We start from the raw sequence: 23139 nt of genomic DNA on the forward strand, positions 1-23139 counted from the left end.
GGGCCGCATTCAGCGCGGCCCTTTGTCACGAATCCGACGCGCGTTTCGATTCGTGTTCGCGCGCTTCTTCCGGGCTTTCGTAAATATACGGCGCGACGCCGCGGCGCTTCAATGCGTCGCCGAGCTTCAGGCGCAGGAAGCTGCTCGTCGTATAGCGCGTCACGCGGTCATAATGACCATCGACGAGCTTCGTTACCATCTCCGAATACGCGTCGAGCATGTCGGGGCGAATCGAAAAGTTATCGTAATTCACGATTGCATGCGGTTTCGTCCTGGCACCCGCCAATTGCTTTTCGACTTCGCGGCGTATGGCTTCGACGTCGTTCAGCGTCTTCACTTCATGGCCTTCGAAGTTGATGAAGAAGAGATTCTTTTCCGCGTCGTAGCTGAAGCGTTCCGAGAGATCGAGCCGCAGCAGCACGTTGCGCAGGCCCATCGGCGCATCGCGGAAGATGCGTTCGTCCATCAGACGCGGCGGCGTATCCATGATCGGCGTAAAGCCCATTTGCGCGACGATGTCCCGCTCGATATCGATGCCGGGCGCGACTTCCGTGAGCGCGAGGCCCTTGTCCGTGAGTTCGAACACGCAGCGCTCGGTGATATACAGCACCGTCTTCCCGCGCTCGGCCGCATAACGGCCGCTGAACGTGCGATGCTCCACCGCATCGACGAACTTCCGGCAATCGCCTTCGCGGCGAATCCTGAGCTTGCCTTCGTCGATCGCGATATCGAGCTTGCCCGCGTTGAACGTGCCCACGAACACGACTTTCTTCGCGGCCTGGCTGATGTTGATGAAACCGCCCGCACCGGCCAGCTTCGGCCCGAACTTGCTCACGTTGAGATTGCCCTCGCGATCAGCCTGCGCAAGGCCGAGGAACGCGATATCGAGGCCGCCGCCATCGTAGAAATCGAACTGATAAGGCTGATCGATGATCGCCTGCGTATTCGTCGCCGCGCCGAAGTTGAGGCCGCCCGCCGGAATCCCGCCGATCACGCCGGGCTCGGTCGTCATCGTGAAGAGGTCGATCACCTGCTCTTCGTTCGCGACGCTCGCAATGCCTTCCGGCATGCCGATACCGAGATTGACGACGCTGTTGGCCATCAGCTCGAATGCGGCGCGCCGCGCGATGATCTTGCGTTCAGTGAGGGCCATCGGCGGCACCGAACTCGCGGCCACGCGCAGTTCGCTCGAGAATGCCGCACTGTATTGCTCGCCGAAGGTCTGCCAGTGATTATCGGGTTTCGCGAGCACGACGCAGTCGACCATCACGCCGGGAATCTTCACCTGACGCGAATTGAGCGTGTTCGATTCCGCCAGCCGCTCGACCTGCGCGATCACGATGCCGCCGGAATTGCGCGCGGCCATCGCGATGGACAGCGCTTCGAGCGTCAGCGCTTCCTTTTCCATCGTGACGTTGCCGTTGAGATCGGCCGTGGTGCCGCGCACGATCGCCACATCGATCGGGAAGGTCTTGTAATACAGATAGTCCGTGCCGTCGATGGGCATGAGCCGCACGAGATCGTCCGTGGTGCGCGCGTTGAGCTTGCCGCCGCCGTTGCGCGGATCGACGAACGTGCCGAGGCCGACCGTCGAAAGCTGCCCGGGCCGATGCGCAGCGATATCGCGAAAGAGTTGCGAAATCACGCCTTGCGGCAGGTTGTACGCTTCGATGCGGTTCTCGATCGCCATCTTCTGCAGGCCCGGCACGAGTCCCCAATGACCGCCGATCACCCGCTTGATCAAGCCTTCGTGCGCCAGATGATTGAGGCCCTTGCCACGGCCATCGCCCTGACCTGCCGCATAGACCAGCGTCAGATCAGCGATCGGATCATCGCCTTCGACAAAGCGCGCCTCCAGCGCGATCGCCACTTCCTCCGCGAAGCCGATGCCCACGAAGCCGCTCGTCGCGAGCGTATCGCCCGAGCGGATCAGGCGCACGGCCTCGCGCGCAGAGACGATCTTGCCGCGCTCGACGAGGCGCACGGTCGAGGGAAAAGAATGGCGGCCTGGCGTGCTGCTGGCGGTCATGGCGTCTCCTCGGTGCCGATTTTCTGTCATGAGTCTCGCGCAATCCTTCGCCGACTGCTTGCGTCGAATGCACGCGAATCAGCCGATTTCCGCCGTCATATCTCGACCCGCGCGCCAAGCTCGATCACGCGATCGGCCGGTAATCGCAGATAGGCCGCCACGTTCCCCACATTGTGCAGCATGATCGCGAAGAGCCGTTCGCGCCATAACGCCATGCCGGTGCCCGGCGTGGGCACCACGGTGGCGCGCGAAAGGAAATACGAAATCGTCGCGCGATCGAACTTGAGCCCCGATGACCGGCACTTCTCCAGCGCGGCGGGAAGATCGACTTCGTCCTTGAAGCCGTAGCTGACCGTCACCTGAAAACAGCCGTTGCCGAGCGCCTCGAGGGACACGCGGCGCGTCTCGTCGACCCACGGCACCGGCTCGGTCGTGACCGTCAGGAACACCGTGTGTTCGTGCAGCACGCGGTTATGCATGAGGTTGTTCAGCAGCGAATGCGGCACGCCGCTCGGATCGTTCGACATGAAGATGGCCGTGCCCTCCACGCGTGCGGGCGAGCGCGCGATGAGGCTCTTGAGGAACGGCTTGAGGGGCGTCGCGCCCGCGCGCGCGCGGGCTTCCTGGATCATCATTTGCGCGCCGCGCCCCCACGTCGCCATGACCGTGAACATCACGAGACCGATGGCGACGGGGAACCAGCCGCCCTCCCTGACTTTCAGGCAGTTCGCCGAGAAGAACATCGCGTCGATGACGAAAAAGAACGCCGTCGCGAAGACGCACAGCGCCCAGTTGTAGCGCCACGCGTAGCGGATCACGAAGAAGGTCAGCACCGTCGTGATGAGCATCGTGCCGGTGACGGCGATGCCGTACGCGGAGCCGAGCGCCGTCGACGAGCCGAAGCCGAGCACGGCGGCGACCACCGCGAGCAGCAGCGTCCAGTTGATCCCTGGCACATAGATCTGCCCGATCTCCTTCGCCGACGTGTACACGACGCTCATGCGCGGCAGGAAGCCGAGCTGCATGGCCTGCTTGGTCATCGAATAGGTGCCCGAGATGACGGCCTGCGACGCGATGACGGTCGCGATGGTCGAGAGCACGACCATCGGATAGAGCATCCACGATGGAAACAGCCGGTAGAACGGATTCTGCAACGCGCTCGGATCGGCGATCAGCAGCGCGCCCTGACCGAGATAGTTGAGCGCGAGCGCCGGAAAGACGACGGCGAACCACGTGAGGCGGATCGGCCGCGAGCCGAAGTGGCCCATGTCGGCATAGAGGGCTTCCGCGCCCGTGAGCGAAAGCACGACGGCACCGAGCGCGACGAACGCGAGCCAGCGATGATGCGCGCAGAATTCGAGCCCCGCGAGCGGATTGAGCGCGAGGAGGATCTGCGGCGCGTCCTTGATGTTCATGACACCCGACACCGCGAGTATGACGAACCACAGCACCATCACCGGCCCGAACACCGCGCCGATGCCCGATGTACCGTGCTTCTGCATCACGAAGAGCGCGATCAGCGCGACGAGCGTCACGGGCACGACATAGGGCTGCAAGCCCGGTGCGGCCACTTCGAGCCCTTCCACCGCGCTCAGCACGGAAATGGCCGGCGTAATCACGCCATCGCCATAGAAGAGCGCCGCGCCCATCACCCCGACGAGCAACAGCACGTGTTTCAGCCGCTTCTTCGATTCGACCGATGACGCCGCGAGCGCAAGCAGCGCCATGATGCCGCCTTCGCCGTGATTGTTGGCGCGCAGGATCAGCGTCACGTATTTGAGCGAGACGATGACCGTGAGCGACCAGAAGATCAGCGACACGATGCCGATCACGTTCGCGGGCTGCAACGGCAGGCCGGACGCTGGATCGAACACGGTTTTGAGCGTATAGAGCGGACTCGTGCCGATGTCGCCATAGACGACGCCGAGCGCCGCGAGCGAGAGCCCGAGCAACGCCGGATGGCCGTGCGGCTCGGGCGCGTGCTTGTCGTCGGCCGGAATGCCGGGTGCAGTCGATCCCATGATTCCTCCCTGCCTTTTTCCGGGCCGCCGCGTAGGCGGCCTATTTGTCAGAGGATGAGCGTCTGCGCTGCTGTGTCGATCAAAGCTGGGTCAATCGAAGTATAGAAACGATGCGCGTTCATGTCCGCGCGAGCTTCGTTACGCGTATTTGATCTGCGCGACCGCGCGCAATTCGTCGGCGGTGGCGGTGCCGTAGCCGAAGAATTCCAGATATGCCGGGATCATTTCGAAAAGCATGTCCGTGCCGACCTGCACGGCGCAGCCCTTGTCCTTCGCCGCGCGCAACAGCGGCGTGTACTCCGATTTCATCACCACTTCGCCGACGAACGTACCCGGCGCGATGCGGTCGATATCGAACGGCAACGGGTCTGTTTCCTTCATGCCGAGCGGCGTCGCGTTCACGATCACGTCGAAGCCCTCGGGATCTTTCGTGTCGGTTCTTACGATCAGCTCGGAATAGTGCTCGCGCAGGCGCGACGCAAGTCCTTCGACCGAAGCCGTGTTGGTATCGAAGATCGCGAGTTCCGCGACGCCCGCCGCCGCGAGCGATGCCGCGATCGGCGAGCCGACGCCGCCGCTGCCGAGCACGAGCACGCGTGCGCCTGCGAGCTTGCGGCCCTTGCGCTCGACGCCGCGCACGAAGCCTGCGCCGTCGAACTGATCGCCGACGAGCGTGCCGTCCGACCGTTTGAGAATCGCATTGCAGGCCCCGGCGATGCGCGCGGTCGGACTGACTTCATCCATGAGGCCGACGGTCGTGATCTTGTGCGGCATGGTGACGAGCGCGCCGCGAATGTTCGTCAGCTTGAACAGATGCGGCAGGAACGCGACGTAATCCTCGGGCTTGACGCCCATCGGCACGACGACTGCGTCGATGCCCTGTTTGTCGAACCATGGGTTGTAGATCATCGGCGCCTTGAACGCTTCGGTCGGGTAGCCGAGGTGAGCAATCAGAGTGGTCTTGCCGCTGATCATGGCAGCTCCTTGTGAGGATGTCGCGCTCGCGTGTTCGCGCGCGCCCGTCACCATGATAGTTCGGCTTGCGGTTGCCGCAGTGCGGCATTTGCTCGAGTGTCAGTGACTCGCGCCGAGATAGGCGGCCTTCACCGATGGATCGTTGCGCAACTGCTCGGCCGGGCCGTGTGTCGCGACGCGGCCATTTTCCAGCACGTAGCCGTAATCCGCGACATTGAGCGCTGCGGCGGCGAACTGCTCGACGAGCAGCATCGTGACACCATCCGCCTTCAGCCGCTCGATGATGCGGAAGACTTCTTCGACGAGAATGGGCGCAAGGCCCATCGACGGTTCGTCGAGCAGCACGAGGTCGGGGTTGAGCATGATCGCGCGCGCCATCGCGAGCATTTGCTGTTCGCCGCCCGACAGCGTGCCTGCCAGTTGATTGCGCCGTTCCTTCAGGCGCGGAAACAGCTCGATCGCGCGTTCGAGATCGGCGTTGATGTCGCCTTTCGGGCGTGACCATGTGAGACGCGGGAACGCGCCGAGGAGCAGATTGTCGGTAACGGACATCGTTGCGAAGACGCGGCGTCCTTCGGGTGAATGCGCCAGTCCGAGGCGCGCGATCCTGTGCGACTCGAGCGAGTCGATGCGCTTTGTGTTGCTGCCGACGCCCATTGTGATTTCGCCTTCTGTCGGCCTGATCATGCCGGAGATTGCCCGCATGGTTGTGGTCTTGCCCGCGCCGTTGGAGCCGATCAACGTTACGACCTTTGCCTTCGGCACGTTCAGGGAGATGCCGTGGAGGACTTTTACTTTGCCGTAGCCGGCGTGGAGGTTTTTTATCGTCAGCATGGTGTTTTCGCTGTTGTTTCCGCGGGGTTTCTGGCGGTCGCGTGGGCGTCTATTGCTTTCGTGAAAATCCTGTTTTCGTGTCGGTCTATTTGCTCGGCCCCGCGTGGGGCAACGCTAATAAACCAACACGAATAAGGAAAACATCAAGCCACCTGAGCAGCCTGCCCCCCCAAATAAGCCTTGATTACCTTCTCATTAGCCTGAATCTCGGAAGGCTTCCCTTCAGCAATCTTCTGCCCGAAGTCGAGCACGGAAACCGTATCGCAAACACTCATCACCACATCCATGTGATGCTCGATCAACACAAGCGTAATGCCATGATTTCGCACCTTGCGAATGATCGCGACAAGCTCGCGAATATCCGGCGCGGTCAAACCGGCCGCCGGTTCATCGAGCAAAAGCAATTGCGGATCGAGCGCCAAGGCCCGCGCGATCTCGAGCAGACGCTGCTTGCCGTAAGGAAGATTGCGCGCTTCCTCCGCAGCAACATTCTCCAGCCCGACAAAGCGCAACATGTTGAACGCCCGCTCACGCGCCGCGCGTTCTTCACGCCGATAGCGCGGACTCATCACGCCGACATCCGCGAAGTTCGACCTGAACGTGTGATGCAAGCCGACCAGCACATTCTCCAGCGCCGTCATCTCGCCAAAGAGCTGCACGTTCTGAAACGTCCTCGCAATACCCGACAGCGCAATCTTCGACGACGTCCGCCCCGCAAGCGACTGCCCCTCGTATTCGATCGCACCGGCCGTCGGCACATAGATACCCGTCAGCACGTTCATCATCGTGCTCTTGCCCGAACCGTTCGGGCCGATCAAGCCGTGAATCGTGCCGCGCTTGACCGTGAGGTCCACGTCGTTCAATGCCTTCAGGCCGCTGAACTGCATCAGTACGCCGCGCACGTCGAGGATCGCGTCGGTGCCGTGCGTTCCGACCGCCGACACCGCATCGTCCTCACGCGTGTCGGTCGCGAGTGCATCGGTATCGACCTTCGTCACACGCACGCGGCCCAGATTCAGCGTCTTGCGTACGAAGCCGACGATGCCGTCCTGCAAGTAATACACGACAAGCAGGATCATCAGGCCGAAGATGGTGAGGCGCCAGTCAGTCAAGGCCTCGATCCGGAAGGAAAACACCGCAAGACCCGCCGTGCCGATGATCGGCACCGCCACGCGCTGCGGCGTCGTGGTCCTGCGCGCGAGCGCGAGCACCGCACCCGCGACGACGATCACCGCCAGCGCGGTCGCGACGACGCGAAAGGTCGCTATATCGTCGAGCAACTTCGGCAACATCACAATGACCGTCGAGCCGATGATCGCGCCCGTGCGCGTCTTGCGTCCGCCCATGATGATCGCGAGCAGGAACAGGATCGTCAGCTCGAAGTTATACGTGTTCGGCGAAATGTACTGCTCGGAATATGAATACAGACAGCCCGCGAGTCCCGCGAAGCCCGCGCTGATGACGAACGCATACACCTTGTACCGATAGACCGACACGCCCATGCAGTCCGATGCGATCGGGCTGTCGCGCAAGGCCTCGAACGCTCGTCCGAGATGCGACTTCAGCACGCGATGCACGACGATAAGCGACACGACGAGCAAGGCCGCGACGAGCCAGTAATACTGCACCTCGTCGAGCCGGTGACCCGCGAACATCGGCTTCGGGATCTTGAGGCCCATCGGCCCGTTGGTCAGGAAATCCATCTCGTTGATGAGGATCTGGATGATCGTGCCGAACGCGAGCGTGACCATCGCGAGATAAGGGCCGGACACGCGCAGCGCGGGCAAGGCGAGGATCGCACCGAAGCCGGCCGTCACCAGAATCGAAAGCGGCGCCGTCACGTAGAACGGCATGCCGAGCTTCATGAACAGCACGCCCGCCGTGTATGCGCCCACGCCGAACAGCCCCGCATGACCGAGCGATACCTGGCCGGTATAACCCACCACGATATCGAGCCCGAACAGCAGGATCGCGTAGATCATGATCGTTTCGACGAGGTGGATGTAGTACGGGTTGCCCGACACCACCGGAAATATCGCGAGCGCGGCAAGTCCGGCCAGCGCCGCAATCCAGTTCTTTGCTTTCATCGCCGCCTCAGACTTTCTTGATCGCCATCTTGCCGAAGAGACCTGCGGGCTTGACCGCGAGCACGATCAAGAGCAGCACGAGTCCCGGCACATCCTTGTAGCCGGTGGAAATGTAGAAGCCGGTCGTCGTTTCGGCGATGCCGAGAATCATCCCGCCGACGATGATGCCCATGCCGCTCGACAGGCCGCCGATGATCGCCACGGCGAACGCCTTGAGGCCGAGCACCGCGCCCATCGTCGCGCCGGTCAATGTGAGCGGCGCGATCAAAACCCCTGCAAATGCAGCGGTCAGCGACGAAAGCGCATACGAGAAGGTGATGACGAGCCCCGTGTTGATGCCCATGAGCGACGCCGCATCGCGATCGTTCGCGGTTGCGACCACGGCCTTGCCGAAGATCGTCTTGCGGTTGAAGAACTCGACCGCGAGCATCATCACGAGCGCGCCGCCGACGACGAGCAGTTCCATCGGCAGCACGTTCGCGCCGAACACGTTGAGCGGCGCTTCGGGCAGCGGCGACGGAAAGCGCAGATCGTCGCGGCCCCACACGTTTTCCGCGACGTTCTTGAAGATGATGCCGAGCGCGATCGTCGACATGATCCAGCCGAACTCGGACTTGATCTTGATGGCGGGCCGCACGCCGATGCGCTCGACGAACGCGCCCTGCACGAGCCCGAAGAGGCATACGAGCGGAATCATCAGCCAGTAGTTGACGCCCGCCGAGACGAGCGTGAGGCCGACGAGTGCGCCGAGCATCAGCGCATCGCCCTGACCGAAATTCAGCGTGCCCGATGTGGCGAACGTGAGTTGATAGCCGAAGGCGATCACGGCGTAGATCATGCCGAGGGCTATGCCGCTGTAGATGAGTTGCAGAAGGATCATGGGAGGCTTGCGTTTGGGTGCGATGCGGTTTGCGCTTCTGTGAAATCCTGAATTCGTGTCGCTCCATTGGCACTGCCCCTGTGCGGGGCGGCAGTCACTTTGCAGCAGCAAAGAAAGGATCAGCGCCAAACGGCTCCAGCCCGCTTTGCGGCCGATGGGTCAATCGGGTCCGCCCGTACCTCTTCAGTAACGCGCCCATCTCACTGCATGTACAGACCGATGTTGTCCCTTCCATACCTGTCGGCAGCGCGTGCTGAACCAGCGCCCTATGACTGCTGGCTTGTCAGACCGTGCGCGATCCAAGCCCGGTATTCTTGTGAGGGCGACACTCAGGTAGCCCACGATCACATGGCAAGCATGGCCAGACTGCGTGTGACCGCGGGCATATCGAGCTGCCTTCTTTGGTTACTTTCTTTGCAGCAGCAAAGAAAGTGACTGCCGCGCCGCACAGGGGCGTGCTAAGGTCAATTAGAAGCAGTAGTAGCCTGCTTGCTACGCAAAGTCCCGCCGCCTTTCTTGTCGTCGTCATACGCATAGACCACGCGGCCGCTCTTCACTTCGCCGATCACCGGCACGTTCGGCGAGATCGCTTCGTGATCGCCCTTCTTGAAGGGTTTGTCGTAGACCATCACGACGCCTTCGACCTTCGTGTTCAGGCTTTCGAGCGCGTCCTTAACCTTCGGGCCGTCCGTCGTGCCCGCCTGCTTGATCGCGGCCGCGAGCAGATACACCGAGTCATAACCTTGCGCCGCCGACACTGGCGAATCGATGCGATCGTTCTTCGGCTTGAATTCCTTCAGGTACGCATCGATGAAGGCCTTGCGCTTGGGCGTATTCGCTTCCTGAATGAAGGTCTGCGGCATGCGCGCGCCTTCGCCGTTCGTGCCCGCGTTGTCGATGTAGTTCGCCATCGAAAGCGTCCAGCTGCCGATCAGCGGCACCTTCCACCCGAGCTTGGCCATGCCGTTCGCGATTTGTGCAAGCTCGGGCCCGATGCCATAAGTCAGCACGGCTTCGGCGCCCGCTTCCTTCGCCTTCAGCAACTGGGCCGTCATGTCGACGTCCTTGATGTTGAACTTTTCGACGGCCACGGGCTTCACGCCTTTTGCGGCCAGCGCCTTCTCCAGATCTTCACGGCCGAGCTGGCCGTAGTTGGTCGAATCGGCGAGAATCGCGACCTTTTTGAAGCCGCGCTTCGTCACCGCTTCCTCGACGATCATCGGCGCCTGGATGCGGTCGGCGGCCGCGTTGCGGAACACGTAGTTATCGGGCTGATCGTCGAACTGCTTGGTCACCACCGTGCCGGTCGCGACGTTGTTGAAGACGGGAATCTTCGCTTCCTGGAAGAAACGCTGCGACGCGAGCGCCACACCCGTATTGATGTAGCCGACGACCGCGACGACCTTCTCCTTGTTGATGAGTTCCTGCGCGATCTGCACGCCGCGCTCGTTCTTCGCTTCGTCATCGCGCTCGACGAGCACGATCTGACGGCCCAGCACGCCGCCGGACTTGTTGATCTCCGCGGTGGCGAGACGCACGCCGTCGCGCATGCTGACACCCATGGAAGACGAACCGCCCGTGAACGGCCCATCGACGCCGATCTTGATCGGATCGGCCGCGTGCGCCAACGAGAAAACGCCGAACGCGAGCGTGCTCGCAATGAGCTTCATCTTCATTCCCATGTGTGTCTCCGTCGCCTGATTCGTTATTTGAAGTCCCATGCAACGCGGGAAATGCCAGCAATGCTTTTTAAATGCATTACGCGTTATCGATTACATAGGCTGTGAGCGAGTGTAGAAAAATGTAAGGATATGACCATATTCGGACATACCCGAAGAGCACGAGCGTTAGCGCACACCTGACGCCTCGTAAGGGTGCAGAGCGATGAACCGGCGCGAAAACAGGCATTGCGAAGGCGCGATTTGGACAGCATCCCGAAGCGTTTTTTAAGTCACGGGCAAGCGAAGAGACAGCGGGTATACGCGTAAAGCATCGAATAAAAAACGCGCGGGTTCCCGGAGGATCGCCGCGCGCAACCTTGCGCACTCTCAGGTTCTTTCAGCGAATTTCTTCATGCACCTCTTTAGCGCGGCGCACCGGTTTCGATCGCGTGAGCGAACTGGCGCAGCACCGCGCCCGATGCATCGGTGACGGCCCAGAACGTCATGCCGTCGTGGTTCCAGCGCGCAAGCGCGTAACCGTCGTCGGACTGCGTGACGACCGGCGAGAACGCCTTGTCGTTCGCGTCGCTCTTCACGTCGCCCTTGCGCTCCGGAAACACGTACACGTCGATCGGATGCTTCAGGTAGCGATACACCACGACCGCCACCGGCCGATGATCGATGTAATCCAGCCGCCCGCCGACGAGCGCGAAGCCCGGCCCCGCCGGATCGATCACCGGCGGCGCGTAGTCGATGCGGCCGTTGAACCACGGCTTCACCGTGTGCTTGTCGCTGGAAAGCACGTCGATCGGACGGTCCGACATCAACGCGCGCACATGACTCGACACGATCTCCTGCGCAATGGGCGAAGCGCCCGCTACGCCGGTCATGAGCGGCGCCGCCTGGAACCACAGCATCGTGCCGAGCACGAGCGCGCAGAGCGTCGCGCCCGCGAATGCGCCGCCGAAAAACGGCCAGGGCGCAGCCAGCAGGTCGCTCCAGCCGCGCTTGCCGGCGCGCGCCGGCTCACGTTTGCGGGCGTCCCGCTCGGCTTCCTCCCGCACGCGCGCGAGCACTTGCGCCCGCAGATGCGCGGGTGCGCGCTGATAGAGCGAACCATCGGTGAGCCTCGTATCGAGCGAGGCGGTGTCGTTATTGTCCATTTCCCGACTCCTCTGCATGTCCCGGTCCCGCACGGCGCACGAGGCGCACGCTCGGCTTGTCCTGCCCGCCCTGTGCCGCGCGTACCGCCCCCGCCAGCATCTTGCGACCGCGCGCGAGCCGCGACATCACCGTGCCGATGGGCACGCCCGTCACGGATGCGACTTCCTTGTAACTCATGTCTTCGAGCTCACGTAACACCAGCACTTCGCGAAAGACGATCGGCAGCGCCTCCAGCGCGCGATGCACCAGATGAACTTCGTCGCGGCGCACGGCGAGCGTCTCCGGGTCGGCCGCGCCTTCCTCGGACCAGCCCGGCAATGCTTCGTCGCCGCCCAGCTCTTCGTCATAGGGCGTCGCGTCCGCGAGCTGCACGCGCCGCCGCCATTCCGTGAACCACGTATTGCGCACGATCGCGAGCAGCCATGCCCGCGCGTTCGCTTCCTCGCCGCCCTCGAATCCGCCGAAAAATCGGAACGCGCGCAGATACGCTTCCTGCACGACATCGTCGGCGTCGCTCGCACTGCCCGACAGCCAGCGCGCGAGGTTGTACGCGGCGTCGAGGTGCGGCATCACCGTCGCCTCGAAGCGCGCGTGCATCGCCTCGGCGCCCGCCTGGCCGCGGCGCCCGGACTTGTCTTCTCTCGACCTGCCTGGCCACATCGCGCGAGTCTCCTTTTACAGCCACGTTCGGAAAACATTCCTTCGGGCGCGGCTGGCATTGCTTTTCCGCGCCTTCCCCTCCGTTACTCCCCGCGCGGACGGTTTATTCCCATTTGCGGCAGCGACTCGAAAAAATATAGCGGGAATATCCCGCCCCCTTCGCCGGTTCGATGAACGGATGCCCAAGCGACCTCGCCCGAGCGAGCGGACGTCGCCGGCCTCGCGCCCATGCATCGAGCCGCCGTGGGCGCGACTTTGCCGATTCGAACGACAAGAACCGCGGCCGCAATCCCTAGAGGAACCATCATGACACCCGACCCGACCGCACTGCCGCCCGCGCCGGAACGCGACGAACTCGACGAGCACGGCAAACGCCGCCGCACCGCCCTCTCCTGCATGGCCTGGGCGGGTGCCGGCGTCATTTGGACCGTGAGCGGCGGCGTGCCCGTTTCGCGGCTGATTTCGTCGGCGGAGGCTGCAGAGAAGACGAGCTCGTTCAGCTTCGTGCAGATCAGCGACAGCCATATCGGCTTCAACAAGGACCCGAACACCGAGCCGACGAGCACGCTCGAAGAAGCGGTCAACCGCGTGAGCACGATGAGCACGCGCCCCGCCTTCATGATCCACACGGGCGATATCACGCATATGTCGAAGCCCGCGCAGTTCGACACGGCGACGCAGATCATCGGCCGGGCGGGCATGGACGTGCATTACGTGCCGGGCGAGCACGACGTGCTGGTCGAGGAAGGCAATCCGTTCTTCGAACGCTTTTCCGGGCAGTACGGCAAGGACAGCACGCGCCACTGGTACAGCTTCGATCAGGCCGGCGTGCATTTCATCGGCCTCACCAACGTGATCGACCTGAAGGGCGGCGGCCTCGGCTTTCTCGGCGATGCGCAGCTCGCGTGGCTCAAGGCCGACCTTCAGGGCAAATCGAGCAGCACGCCGATCGTCGTGTTCGCGCATATCCCGCTTTGGGCGCTGTATCCGCAATGGGGCTGGGGCACCGACGACAGCGCGCAGGCGCTCGCGCTACTGAAACGCTTCGGCTCGGTGACGGTATTGAATGGCCACGTTCATCAGGTGGCGCAAAAAGTGGAGGGAGAGATGCGTTTCTATTCGGCGATGTCGACCGCGTTTCCGCAACCCGCGCCCGGCGCGCCGTCCGGCCCTGGGCCCATGAAGGTGCCGGCGGAGCAATTGCGCACGATGCTCGGCTTGCGGGAGGTCACGCATGTCGCGGGACGCGGGCAGCTTGCCATCACCGACACGGCGCTCGCCGCCGCGCAATCATGAACGCCGCCACGATCGCGAGCTACGTCTCGCCTGCCAATCTGCGCCCGCTCGCCGGCAAGTTCCTGCGCAAGGCCGCGTTTGCGCTCGTCGTGAAGGGCGTCATCAGCGCCGCGATTCCGACGGCCTGCGCGCAGGAGCCAGCGCAACAGGTCGCCGTGGCGAACGCGCCGACCATTTCCATCGACAACTTCGCGTTCAGTCGGCCGGCGCTCACCGTGCCGGCCGGCACGAAGGTGACGTGGGTGAATCACGACGACATGCTGCACACCGTCGCCGATGAAGGAAAGAGCTTCAAGTCCGATCCGCTCGACAGCGGCGAGAGCTTCTCACACGTGTTCGACAAGCCGGGCACATACAAGTATTTCTGCTCGCTGCATCCGCACATGACGGGGACGATCGTCGTGCAATGAACGCCGCCCGCCGCGGCGCGCGTGGTGGTCCGGTCAGCCCCGCGCCTTCGCGATCGCGGCGAGGTTGCCTTCGCCGAATCCGTGATGCCCGCGCCGCTCGACGATCTCGAAGAACATGTCGCCGGGCTGGCGCTCGACGAAGGTCTGGAGGAAAAGCTGCGGCGTGCCATCGGGGAGAATTTCGCCGTCGACGAGAATGCCGCGCGTGCGCAGCTTGTCGATGTCGAGGCCGTGGCCCGGAAGCCGTTCGCCGATCTCGTCGTAATAGCGCGCAGGCGGCTGCAGGAAGCGCACGCCGCGCGCCATCAAAGCATCGACGGAAGCGAAGATATCGGCCGATGCCAGCGCGATATGCTGCACACCCTCGCCTTCGTGATCGGGCAGATACTGCTGCATCAGGTCCGTGCGATACGTGCCTTCCTCATAGACCGGAATGCGGATCGAGCCGCACGGCGACAGCGTGACCGCCGAATCCTGCGACACGTGCCAGTCCGGGTGCACCTGATGAATCTCCGAGAAGTGCAGGACTTCACGATAGAAATCGAGCCATTCCTGGATGCGGCCCGCGCCGACGGTCTGCGTGAAGTGATCCACCTCCAGGAGGCCGGTGCTCGACGGTTCAGCGCCCGCGCCCGCGCATGACGAATCAAGCGGACGAAAGTCGATATCGTAGATCGACGCCTCGCCGCTGTTCTTGCCCGGCCAGTGATCGACGAAATAGATATGTGAGTCGCCGATGCCCTGAATCGCCGGAATCGCGAGTTCGTTCGGGCCGATCTTTTCGCCTTCGAAATCCCACGCGCCGAATTCGAGCGCGCGCTCATGGGCGACCTGCGCATCGAGCACACGAATGCCGATGGCGGCGATGCCCACGCCATGCGACTGGGCGAAGCGCGTCGCGAACGAATCCGGCTCGGCGTTCAGCAGGAAATTCATGCTGCCCTGGCGAAAGCGCGTGACCGCCTTGCTGACGTGCCGCGCGACAGGCACGAAGCCGAGCGTCTCGAAGAGCCTGGCGAGCCCCTCGGGATCGGGACTGGAGAACTCGACGAACTCCAGCCCCGCGATGCCGAGCGGATTGTCGCCGAGGGTCGATTCGGGCGTCGCGCGGGCGGAGGAAGAGGAGTCGGGCTGGGTCATCGGCAATACCTCGAAAATGTACGATCTGGTTCACGGACGCAAAACTACCACGACCTGCCGCATCCGTGCGACCCGGCGACTTCAATGGCCGCGATGGGTCCACCTAGAGTAGCGGCAGCGGGATTGCCGTGTCAAAGCCGGGGCAGCCCGACGCGCGCCGGCTTGATCGTACGCGCTTCAGGCGGCGAGCCGCTGCGCGCTCATCGACGGACGCTTCGCCTGCGGCGGGAACACGTTCCAGGTGCCGTCGTCATGGCGGAAGAAGATGATCGCGAGCGGGCCGCCCGGATGCTGCGCCTCTATGCACACATAGCGCGCGCCGGTGACATGCGAGCGGCACAGACGCACGACGCGTGCCGGACGCGCGGGTGTGGGGGCGAGCCACTTGTCGACAGCCCAGTGCAGCGAGTTTTCGATGGTTTGCATGATGGTCTCCCCGGAATCGATGGCAGGACGTGCGGTTCAGGCTGCGAGCGCCGCGTTCATGCGGCGGCGCTCGGCGGCGACATAGGCGCGGAACAGTCCCGACACCGCACGAAGCGCGGCGCGCGGATGCACGAAGCACGCTTGCACCTGACGGCTGCGGGCGCGGCCGTCGAGGCACCACGTGACGAAGTGCTCGCAGTTGTTGGTCAGCAGGTGGTATTGGTCTTCGCCGAGGCGGCTGCGCGCGCGGCGCACCGCTTCCATGCCGACGAACTTCGCGGCCGGGTTCTGACGGATCGTGACTTCGTGGCCTGCGGCGAACTGCGCGACGGTGACTTCCTCGACCGGGCCGCGATGCAGCGACTTCGCAAAGCCGGCATAGTGGATGACCATGCCGTTGCCCGCATAGATGCCGTGGTGTTCGTAGCCCGAGCGGCGCGTGACGAGTTCGGTGCCGAGCGCCGGTTCGTCGTCGAGCGAGAAACCGCTCGCGGCGGCTTGCTGGTCGATCACTCCGGATTGCTGGTTGGTTGACATGGCTGGCTCCGATGCTTTTCTGCTTGGCGCCAGGGTGTTTGTTTGGCGCCGGGTTGCCATGTCATTTGCATCTTCCCTGCCAGCCCTCATAACTTATTGATTTTGCTAGATTAACCATTGTTCGCTGCCGATTCGCAACGAGGTTGTGTGCTTGGCCAGCCAACACTTTCGAAGTGTGTTTGTTGGGTTGCATGCGCCAGAACGCGTCTCGCCCGGCCGCGTGCCTGCGAGCGTGGGAAGCGCCGGCATGTGTTGGTTGTTCAGCACTGCGCCAACATCGCTTGTTGGCGAGGACCCAACGGATGTCACCCCTCGCGATGCGGCCCATGCCGCGAGAACGCCGCCCGATCGGCCACGCGCGGAAAAACGCTAGGGCGGCCGCGGATCGGCATGGGCCTTGCATTGACTCCGGACGTCCTGCTCACAGGCCCATCCCGGAGAAAACGACATGTGCGCCCTCACCGTCACCGATCTTGAATACGACCGCGAGCTGGATCACGCGGCGATGTCGGCCATCAGCGGCGGAGGCGGTGCGCCGTGGGTGTACGGCTGGATCACGCCCTACGTGGATCGTCCGTCGGGCGGCGCAGGGGCAGGCGGCGCCGTGGTGACTCTCATCGACGTGACCAACAACGTCTATGAAGTCACCAACAACATCACCAACATCACGGTCGGGCAGATGGTCAATCAGTTTCAGAACGTCGCGGTCAGCAACACGGGCAACGGCGCAACGCTTACGGTCAATCCGAGCTCGGTGGCAGGCAATCGCGCGGGTTGAACGGTGCATATCAAGATTCGCTTCGGGCGCGCGTTGGTTCACAATGAGCGGGACCGTCCGCGACGCGCGGCCGACGCCGCGCCACCCAGGATTCCGGAGGTTGCCGTGACCTTCAACACTGAGTTTCGATGGACTTCCGCCGCCCGCACCGACACCGGCTGCGTGCGGCAGATCAACGAAGACGCGCTGCTCGACGCCCCCGAGCGCGGCTTGTGGGCCGTGGCCGACGGCATGGGCGGACACGCGGTCGGCGATCTTGCGAGCCGCATGGTGATCGAGAGCCTGGCGAGGGTATCGGCGGCGAACGACCTTACGGGCGTGATTGACGATGCGCGCACGCGGCTTCTCGACGTCAACGATGAGTTGCGCGCGGAAGCGGCGCGGCGGACGGTATCGCGCATCGGCAGCACGGTGGTGCTGCTCGCGGCGCGCGATGGCGCATGCGGCTACATGTGGGCCGGCGACAGCCGCATCTATCTGCTACGGCAGGGGCGCCTCGTGCAGCTCACGCGCGATCACAGCCATGTCGAGGAACTCAAGGCGCGCGGTCAATTGACGGCGGAGGAAGCGCTGCATCATCCGGCGCAGCATCTGATCACGCGTGCGGTCGGCGCGCTCGACGTGCTCGAACTCGACGAAAACACGCTCGCATTGAACGACGGCGATACGTTCCTGCTGTGCAGCGACGGCTTGTCGAACGAGGTGAGCGAAGCGGAGATCATCAGCGAACTCGCGCCGGGGAATTGCGAGATGGCGGCGCAAAGGCTGCTGGAGATCGCGCTGGCGCGCGGCGGGCGCGACAATATATCAGTCGTCGTCGTGCATGCAGAGGATTTGACGGCGCCGGACAAGACGCAGGTGAATCCGTCGGTTTAGCGGCGTTCAGGAATGACGCCGTTGCTGAGTCTGCAAAAAATCGACGTCGGCGTCCTTCATCTTCGCCGACCGCGCGCCGAGATGATACGGATCACATCCGCCAATGACGCGGACAAGCACTCGACGCCAAGATGCTTTGGGCGGTCAGGCCGCTACTCTGCCGCTTCCTTGTTCTTCTGCGCCGCCGCTCGAAACTCCTTCGAATGCAGCCCATGCTTCTTCAGAAGCATCTGCAGATGCGACCGGTTCATCTCATACCGCCTGGCAAGCTCGGCGACCGTCCCGCCGGTTTCCTGCAACCCGCGCTCGAGAAACGCGCGCTCTGCCTCATCGCTTGCGACGCGCTTCGCTTCCGCCAGCGAACTCGCCGTCGCGATGACGTTGCCGCTTGCGGCCGGCCCGCCCATTGCCAGCGAGAGCGATGACTTCGGCCGGATATCGACGGGCAGATGATCGATGTCGGCCATATCGCCCGCAAGACACGCGATCCGGTACACCACGTTCCGCAACTCGCGGATATTGCCGGGATAGTCATAGTTGCGCAGAAAGTCGCGCAGCCTCGGCGACAGCTTCACCGGCCTGCGCTTCAGGGTCGCGGCGGCTTCATCGCCGAAATAGGCGAGCAGCAGCGGAATCTCGTCGCGCCGCTCGCGCAACGCCGGCAGCGTCAGATGAATCACGCTCAGCCGATAGAACAGGTCTTCGCGAAAGCGCCCCTCGTCACAGAACTTGCGCAAGTTGCGATTCGTCGCCGCGACGATGCGCGTGTCCACCCCGATCGGCTCATCCGAGCCCACGCGCTGAATCTCGTGCGCTTCGAGCACACGCAGCAGCTTCACCTGTCCCGACAAAGGCAACTCGCCGATCTCATCGAGAAAGATCGTGCCCGTATGCGCGCTTTCGAATTTGCCCTTGCGATCGTTGGACGCGCCCGTGAACGCGCCCTTGCGATGCCCGAACAGTTCCGACTCCAGCAGATTGTCGGGAATCGCGCCGCAGTTCACCGAGATATACGGCTTGTCCGCGCGCGAGCCGTTGGCGTGAATGACCTTCGCCATCAGTTCCTTGCCGGTGCCGCTCTCGCCGTCGATCAACACGGGCAGATCCGTCGGCGCGGCTTTTTCCGCGATTTCCAGCGCTTCGAGCAGCTTCGGGTTATCGCCGAACGTGCCTTCGAACACGAAACTGCGTTCGATCAGCGCCTGACGCCGCGCGCCCGCCGGCAGGTCGCGCTTCGGCTCCGCGGCAGCCGCCTGCACGAAGCGCTCCTTGTGCGACAGTTGCATGACTTCGTCGCGCAAGGTGCTCGCCTGCCGCAGCAGCTTCTCGATTTCGGGCCGCTCGAGACGCGAGGTCCATCTGAGTGTCGAGCGCAGGATCTCGATCTTCTCGATGAGCCCCGCATATGAAATCGCCGATGACGCGGGCGCGCTGGTGTCACCTTCCGGTTGGTCGAGTATTTTCATGCTGCGCTCAGTTGCTTTTGCACGAGTTGGTAGTACATGCCCTTTCGCGCGACGAGTTCGTCGTGCTTGCCCTGCTCGACGATGCCGCCTTCGTATAGCACGAGAATCTTGTCGGCGCGCATGATGGTCGAGAGCCGGTGCGCAATAATCACGGCCGTGCGGCCCTTCAATATCTCCTGCATGTTGCCGAGAATATTGCTTTCCGATTGCGTATCGAGCGCGGACGTGGCTTCATCGAACACGAGCAGGCGCGGGTCGTGATACAGCGCGCGCGCAATGCATAGCCGCTGAATCTGTCCGCCCGAAAGCCCCACGCCGCGCTCGCCGACCACTTGCTCATAACCGAGCGGCATCTTGACGATGAACGCATGCGCGTCGGCCATCTTCGCGACTTCCTCGATGCGCCGCCTGTCGGGTGCTTCGTCGCCGCTCGCGATGTTCTCGGCGATCGTCCCCGAGAACAGCAGATTGCTCTGCATCACATAACCTATCTGCGCGCGGAAAAAACCTTTGTCGACGACGTTGATATCGTAGCCATCCACAGTCATCTTGCCCTCGCTCGGCGCATAGAAACCGACGAGCAGCTTCGCGAGCGTGGTCTTGCCCGAGCCGCTGCGCCCGACGATCGCGATCAGCTCACCCGGCTTGATATCGAAGCTGATGTTCTCCAGCACGTAGGGCGCGTCGCCTTCGCCATAACGGAAATACACGCCGTTGAAGCTGATATCGCCCTGCAAATCCGGCAGCATCACGCGCTGCTGCATGTCTTCGGGCTTCTGCTCCGGCTCGATGTCGAGCACGTCGCCCAGGCGCTCCATTGCGACGCCCGCGTCGTTCAAGAGACTCCACAAGTTGATGAGACCCATCAGCGGCGCCAGCACGCTGCCCATGTAGGCGTTGAACGCGATCAGTTGCCCGATGGTCAGTTCGCGCGCGAGCACGAGATTCGCGCCGACCCACAGCACGCCGATGGTCGTCGCCGCGTTCAGCAACTGGCTGCAGAGGCCCACGGCGATATTGAAGCGCTGCGACTTGTACTGCACTTCCAGCGACTTCGCGTACTTCTTCTCCCACTTCAGGCGCACCGGGCGCTCGATGCCCATGCCCTTCACCGTCTCCACGCCGCCGAGCGCTTCCATCAGATACGAACGCGCATCCGTGCCTGCCGAAAAGGTCTCGCGCGCGTTCTGCTTGATGCGGGGCGTCGCGACGATCGTGAGCACCATCATCGGAATCACGAACGCGATCAGCAGCAACGTGAGCTTCACGTTGTAGAGGAACATGATCGTGAAGTAGATGAAGATCATCAGCAGGTTCAGCACGGTCGATACGGTCGATTCCGTGAGGAACGCGCGGATCGTGTGATTCTCCTGAAAGCGCGCGAACACGTCGCCGGTCTTGCGCTTCGCAAAGAAGCCAAAGGGCAGCGAAAACGTATGCCTGAAGAACTGCGACATCATCGCGAAATCCATGTTGCGGACCATGAAGTTCGCGAGGTAAGCGCGGATCGTCGTCATGAGTTGCGTGAACAGGCTCGCGATGACGAGCCCGCCGATCAGCACGTGCAGCAAGTTGACGTTCTGATGCACGATCACGCCGTCGAGAATGTTCTGGATGATGAGCGGCGGAATCACGCCCAGCACCTGAATCACGAATGTGGCGAGAAAGAGATGCAGCAGGATCTTCTTGTACGGCTTCAGATAACCGACGAAACGCAGCCACGGCGAGCGCGACACGGCCCTTTGCGTGAGATCCTGGCCCGGCGTGAACAGCAGGCACGTGCCGCTCCAGCCGCGCTCGAACTCGCCGACCGTCATCTTCCTGAAGCCGATCGCCGGGTCCGCGACCCACACGTTCTCGCTCGACACGCCGTAGATGATGATGTAGTGATAACCCTCCCAGTGCGCGATGAACGGCATCTCGAAGCCGCGCAGCGATTCGAACGTGCACTGCACACCGCGCGTCGTGAAGCCAAGCGATTCGCCCGCACGGGCGAGTGAATCGAGCGTCGCGCCGGACGTCGTCACGTTGGCGAGTTCGCGCAGCTTCCCGAGCGTCATGTTGATGCCGTAGTGACGGCAGATCATCGCGAGACAGGCCGCACCGCAGTCCATCTCTTCGGCCTGCTCGACCCACGCGAAGCGCTTGATCACACGCTCGCCCAGTTCGGGCTTCGTGTGCAGGTCGAGCATCGCGGGCAACTTGCGGCGCTCGGCAAGCTTCTTCTGGCGCTGCAGTTCGCGCTCGGTGAAGCGGATGCGCTCTTCGAGCACTTCGCGCAGCTTCACGTTGCGCTCGATGATGAAATGCACCGTTTTTTCGGGGATCACGAGCAGGCGCGTATCGGCGCTGGCGATTGCCGAAGCCATCTGCTCCTGACGCATCACGCAGGCCTTCTCTCCGAAGATCTCGCCGGGGCCGAGCGTGGCGAGCACATGTTTTTCGCCGCCCTCTTCGCGCACGATGCGCACTTCGCCCTGCCGCACGACATAAAGACGCCGGTCGTCGCGCGATTCCTGCTTGAGAATCTCCTTGCCCTCGGCGACGCGCTTCACGCCGACGCTGCGCACGCATTCCTCGAGCTCCGCCTTGTTGAGCTTGCCGCGCAGATCGAAGAGCTTCGCAACGAAGCCGCCCGCCGAATTGATCGCGACGTAGCTCGTCACGAACGCGAGCGCGGCGGGATTCTTCGCGATGACCGGATCGATCGCGGCGCGCGGGATATACAGCAGCTCGGTCTTGCCGGAGGAGCGCACCGACGACTCGTGCCGGTAATCGCGCAGCATCGCGATATCGGCGAAGGTCTCGCGCTCCTTCTTGACCCCCATGCTGATTTCCTTGCCGTGCTCCTCGGTGAAGATGCGCACGGACCCTGCCTTCACGATATAGAGCCCGTCGGCCGCATCGCCCGCATTGCATACAGTCTCACCGAAGCCGAAACGGCGCGACTCGGCATTGGCCGCAAGATGCTCGATCTCTTCGCGCGTGAATGGCGAAAGAATCTCGACCGACGACAGAAAGTCGGCGGGGGAATCCAGGCTCGATGGCGCGTCCATGTTCTGTCGCGTTCCGTCAGTCAACGTGCTTCGATGACATGTTCCTGCGCGCGCGCCAGCATCCACTCTTCGCGCAGCAGGCGGCGGATTTCCGCGGATACGTCTTCGTCGAGCTTCGCGGGATACTTCGCCGTCACCGCGAAAATTTCATACGACGCGCCATCCGCGGAAATGAACGGTCCGAGCAGATCGCCGACTTCCGCGTTGAACACTTTCGCCTCGACGTCCGGCTTCATCTGACCGCGCATCACCCGGCCGATCACGCCGCCCGCGTCGCGCGTGTCGGCCAGCGAATGCTCGCGCGCCATCTCGGCGAAGCTCTCGGGATCGTCGTTGAGATAGGAGATCATCTCCTTCGCGCTACCCTCGGTATCGAGCAGGATGTGACTGACTTCGATGCTGTCGAACTTCGGCGAGTTGAGCTGGAAGTATTCTTCGATCTCGCGCTCGGTGCCGACCTTGTCGAGCATCTTTTCCTGATAGAGCGTGTCGGTGATATAGACCTCGAACTCGTCGAGGCTCACGTGCAGCGCGTCGAGATAGTTGTTCATGTCCGCCGCGCGATGCAGCCCGCGAATGCGGCGAAACTGATCGGCGCGGTTCTGGATTTCCTCGTCGCTCACGGCGACGCCCGACTTCTTCGCCGCGCGCACGGTCAGCTTGTCGCGCACGAGTTGCTCGATGAGACCGTCGAACTGGCCGTTCAGCTTCAATAACCTGACAAATTCGCCGACGTCGACCACTTCGTCGTCGATACGCACAATCGCCGTCATGTCGTTCTCCGTTCAGTTCTATGTTGAATTGCGCATCATGTCCGCGTTGCGGCGCTCGTGTAACCCTCCA

19 protein-coding genes are annotated in these 23139 nt (G+C 62.9%); 4 read left to right on the forward strand and 15 right to left on the reverse strand.

Translation table 11 applies throughout. The annotated features are described in order from the left end of the window. Positions 1–25 precede the first annotated feature (25 nt). From NCS58_RS18135 to NCS58_RS18175, 9 genes are all read right to left on the reverse strand, one after another. On the reverse strand, positions 26–2029 hold the full coding sequence (locus NCS58_RS18135) for an acyl CoA:acetate/3-ketoacid CoA transferase (protein ID WP_061115785.1): 2004 nt from the start codon (positions 2027–2029) through the stop codon (positions 26–28). Positions 2030–2124: 95 nt separating this feature from the next. Beyond that, on the reverse strand, positions 2125–4050 hold the full coding sequence (locus NCS58_RS18140; RefSeq protein ID WP_250477424.1) for a potassium transporter Kup: 1926 nt from the start codon (positions 4048–4050) through the stop codon (positions 2125–2127). Between the two features lie 138 nt (positions 4051–4188). After that, complete coding sequence (locus NCS58_RS18145) at positions 4189–5025, reverse strand: shikimate dehydrogenase (RefSeq protein ID WP_061115783.1); 837 nt, start codon at positions 5023–5025, stop codon at positions 4189–4191. Positions 5026–5124: 99 nt separating this feature from the next. Further along, positions 5125–5859: an ABC transporter ATP-binding protein gene (locus NCS58_RS18150; protein WP_061115782.1), complete on the reverse strand. Its 735-nt coding sequence runs from the start codon at positions 5857–5859 to the stop codon at positions 5125–5127. A gap of 143 nt (positions 5860–6002) precedes the next feature. Next, positions 6003–7946, reverse strand: a complete 1944-nt coding sequence (locus NCS58_RS18155) for an ABC transporter permease subunit (RefSeq protein WP_250538845.1) — start codon at positions 7944–7946, stop codon at positions 6003–6005. Positions 7947–7953: 7 nt separating this feature from the next. Then, positions 7954–8826, reverse strand: a complete 873-nt coding sequence (locus tag NCS58_RS18160) for a branched-chain amino acid ABC transporter permease (protein WP_061115780.1) — start codon at positions 8824–8826, stop codon at positions 7954–7956. Positions 8827–9290: 464 nt separating this feature from the next. After that, on the reverse strand, positions 9291–10502 hold the full coding sequence (locus NCS58_RS18165) for an ABC transporter substrate-binding protein (RefSeq protein WP_409219295.1): 1212 nt from the start codon (positions 10500–10502) through the stop codon (positions 9291–9293). Between the two features lie 407 nt (positions 10503–10909). Then, positions 10910–11650 (reverse strand): anti-sigma factor, encoded by a 741-nt coding sequence (locus tag NCS58_RS18170; RefSeq protein ID WP_061115778.1) that lies wholly within the window; start codon positions 11648–11650, stop codon positions 10910–10912. Continuing rightward, positions 11640–12311: an RNA polymerase sigma factor gene (locus tag NCS58_RS18175; protein ID WP_061115777.1), complete on the reverse strand. Its 672-nt coding sequence runs from the start codon at positions 12309–12311 to the stop codon at positions 11640–11642. The genes NCS58_RS18170 and NCS58_RS18175 overlap by 11 nt, the downstream gene beginning before the upstream one ends. A gap of 306 nt (positions 12312–12617) precedes the next feature. Here NCS58_RS18175 and NCS58_RS18180 point away from each other — a divergent pair, with 306 nt between their 5' ends. After that, on the forward strand, positions 12618–13607 hold the full coding sequence (locus NCS58_RS18180) for a metallophosphoesterase (RefSeq protein WP_061115776.1): 990 nt from the start codon (positions 12618–12620) through the stop codon (positions 13605–13607). Beyond that, a complete protein-coding gene (locus NCS58_RS18185; protein WP_061115775.1) occupies positions 13604–14017 on the forward strand; it encodes a cupredoxin family copper-binding protein in 414 nt (137 codons plus the stop codon). Before NCS58_RS18180 ends, NCS58_RS18185 begins: the two co-directional genes overlap by 4 nt. A 33-nt stretch (positions 14018–14050) precedes the next feature. Here NCS58_RS18185 and NCS58_RS18190 read toward each other — a convergent pair whose 3' ends face one another. The 3 genes from NCS58_RS18190 to NCS58_RS18200 form a co-directional block, all read right to left on the reverse strand. Next, positions 14051–15157, reverse strand: coding sequence for a 4-hydroxyphenylpyruvate dioxygenase family protein (locus tag NCS58_RS18190; RefSeq protein WP_061115774.1), 1107 nt, complete (start codon positions 15155–15157; stop codon positions 14051–14053). Between the two features lie 177 nt (positions 15158–15334). Continuing rightward, positions 15335–15583 (reverse strand): hypothetical protein, encoded by a 249-nt coding sequence (locus tag NCS58_RS18195; RefSeq protein ID WP_061115773.1) that lies wholly within the window; start codon positions 15581–15583, stop codon positions 15335–15337. Positions 15584–15619: 36 nt separating this feature from the next. Next, positions 15620–16120 (reverse strand): lecithin retinol acyltransferase family protein, encoded by a 501-nt coding sequence (locus NCS58_RS18200; protein ID WP_061115772.1) that lies wholly within the window; start codon positions 16118–16120, stop codon positions 15620–15622. Between the two features lie 448 nt (positions 16121–16568). Here NCS58_RS18200 and NCS58_RS18205 point away from each other — a divergent pair, with 448 nt between their 5' ends. Continuing rightward, positions 16569–16898 carry a hypothetical protein gene (locus NCS58_RS18205; protein ID WP_061115771.1) on the forward strand — a complete coding sequence of 110 codons (330 nt, stop codon included), beginning with the start codon at positions 16569–16571 and terminating at the stop codon, positions 16896–16898. 105 nt (positions 16899–17003) lie between these two features. Then, complete coding sequence (locus NCS58_RS18210) at positions 17004–17774, forward strand: PP2C family serine/threonine-protein phosphatase (RefSeq protein WP_061116072.1); 771 nt, start codon at positions 17004–17006, stop codon at positions 17772–17774. A 152-nt stretch (positions 17775–17926) separates the two neighbouring features. Here the strand turns inward: NCS58_RS18210 and NCS58_RS18215 are convergent, their stop codons facing one another. The 3 genes from NCS58_RS18215 to NCS58_RS18225 are packed head-to-tail and all read right to left on the reverse strand — an operon-like array spanning position 17927 to position 23069. Continuing rightward, positions 17927–19240 carry a sigma-54-dependent Fis family transcriptional regulator gene (locus NCS58_RS18215; RefSeq protein ID WP_061115770.1) on the reverse strand — a complete coding sequence of 438 codons (1314 nt, stop codon included), beginning with the start codon at positions 19238–19240 and terminating at the stop codon, positions 17927–17929. Next, positions 19237–22296 (reverse strand): peptidase domain-containing ABC transporter, encoded by a 3060-nt coding sequence (locus NCS58_RS18220; protein WP_061115769.1) that lies wholly within the window; start codon positions 22294–22296, stop codon positions 19237–19239. Before NCS58_RS18220 ends, NCS58_RS18215 begins: the two co-directional genes overlap by 4 nt. A gap of 20 nt (positions 22297–22316) precedes the next feature. Next, a complete protein-coding gene (locus NCS58_RS18225; RefSeq protein ID WP_061115768.1) occupies positions 22317–23069 on the reverse strand; it encodes a peptidylprolyl isomerase in 753 nt (250 codons plus the stop codon). Positions 23070–23139: the final 70 nt, after the last annotated feature.

It is taken from the genome of Caballeronia sp. INML3B (assembly GCF_023631305.1).
GTDB classification, from domain to species: domain Bacteria; phylum Pseudomonadota; class Gammaproteobacteria; order Burkholderiales; family Burkholderiaceae; genus Caballeronia; species Caballeronia turbans.

What these genes read in the sequence shown, in the direction of transcription:
- NCS58_RS18145 (WP_061115783.1), bottom strand. Translation starts at nt 5,025, where the DNA reads ATGATCAGCGGCAAGACCACTCTGATTGCTCACCTCGGCTACCCGACC.
- NCS58_RS18155 (WP_250538845.1), bottom strand. Translation starts at nt 7,946, where the DNA reads ATGAAAGCAAAGAACTGGATTGCGGCGCTGGCCGGACTTGCCGCGCTC.
- NCS58_RS18205 (WP_061115771.1), top strand. Translation starts at nt 16,569, where the DNA reads ATGTGCGCCCTCACCGTCACCGATCTTGAATACGACCGCGAGCTGGAT.
- NCS58_RS18215 (WP_061115770.1), bottom strand. Translation starts at nt 19,240, where the DNA reads ATGAAAATACTCGACCAACCGGAAGGTGACACCAGCGCGCCCGCGTCA.
- NCS58_RS18190 (WP_061115774.1), bottom strand. Translation starts at nt 15,157, where the DNA reads ATGACCCAGCCCGACTCCTCTTCCTCCGCCCGCGCGACGCCCGAATCG.
- NCS58_RS18195 (WP_061115773.1), bottom strand. Translation starts at nt 15,583, where the DNA reads ATGCAAACCATCGAAAACTCGCTGCACTGGGCTGTCGACAAGTGGCTC.
- NCS58_RS18150 (WP_061115782.1), bottom strand. Translation starts at nt 5,859, where the DNA reads ATGCTGACGATAAAAAACCTCCACGCCGGCTACGGCAAAGTAAAAGTC.
- NCS58_RS18185 (WP_061115775.1), top strand. Translation starts at nt 13,604, where the DNA reads ATGAACGCCGCCACGATCGCGAGCTACGTCTCGCCTGCCAATCTGCGC.
- NCS58_RS18225 (WP_061115768.1), bottom strand. Translation starts at nt 23,069, where the DNA reads ATGACGGCGATTGTGCGTATCGACGACGAAGTGGTCGACGTCGGCGAA.
- NCS58_RS18160 (WP_061115780.1), bottom strand. Translation starts at nt 8,826, where the DNA reads ATGATCCTTCTGCAACTCATCTACAGCGGCATAGCCCTCGGCATGATC.
- NCS58_RS18140 (WP_250477424.1), bottom strand. Translation starts at nt 4,050, where the DNA reads ATGGGATCGACTGCACCCGGCATTCCGGCCGACGACAAGCACGCGCCC.
- NCS58_RS18220 (WP_061115769.1), bottom strand. Translation starts at nt 22,296, where the DNA reads ATGGACGCGCCATCGAGCCTGGATTCCCCCGCCGACTTTCTGTCGTCG.
- NCS58_RS18175 (WP_061115777.1), bottom strand. Translation starts at nt 12,311, where the DNA reads ATGTGGCCAGGCAGGTCGAGAGAAGACAAGTCCGGGCGCCGCGGCCAG.
- NCS58_RS18165 (WP_409219295.1), bottom strand. Translation starts at nt 10,502, where the DNA reads ATGAAGATGAAGCTCATTGCGAGCACGCTCGCGTTCGGCGTTTTCTCG.
- NCS58_RS18180 (WP_061115776.1), top strand. Translation starts at nt 12,618, where the DNA reads ATGACACCCGACCCGACCGCACTGCCGCCCGCGCCGGAACGCGACGAA.
- NCS58_RS18170 (WP_061115778.1), bottom strand. Translation starts at nt 11,650, where the DNA reads ATGGACAATAACGACACCGCCTCGCTCGATACGAGGCTCACCGATGGT.
- NCS58_RS18200 (WP_061115772.1), bottom strand. Translation starts at nt 16,120, where the DNA reads ATGTCAACCAACCAGCAATCCGGAGTGATCGACCAGCAAGCCGCCGCG.
- NCS58_RS18135 (WP_061115785.1), bottom strand. Translation starts at nt 2,029, where the DNA reads ATGACCGCCAGCAGCACGCCAGGCCGCCATTCTTTTCCCTCGACCGTG.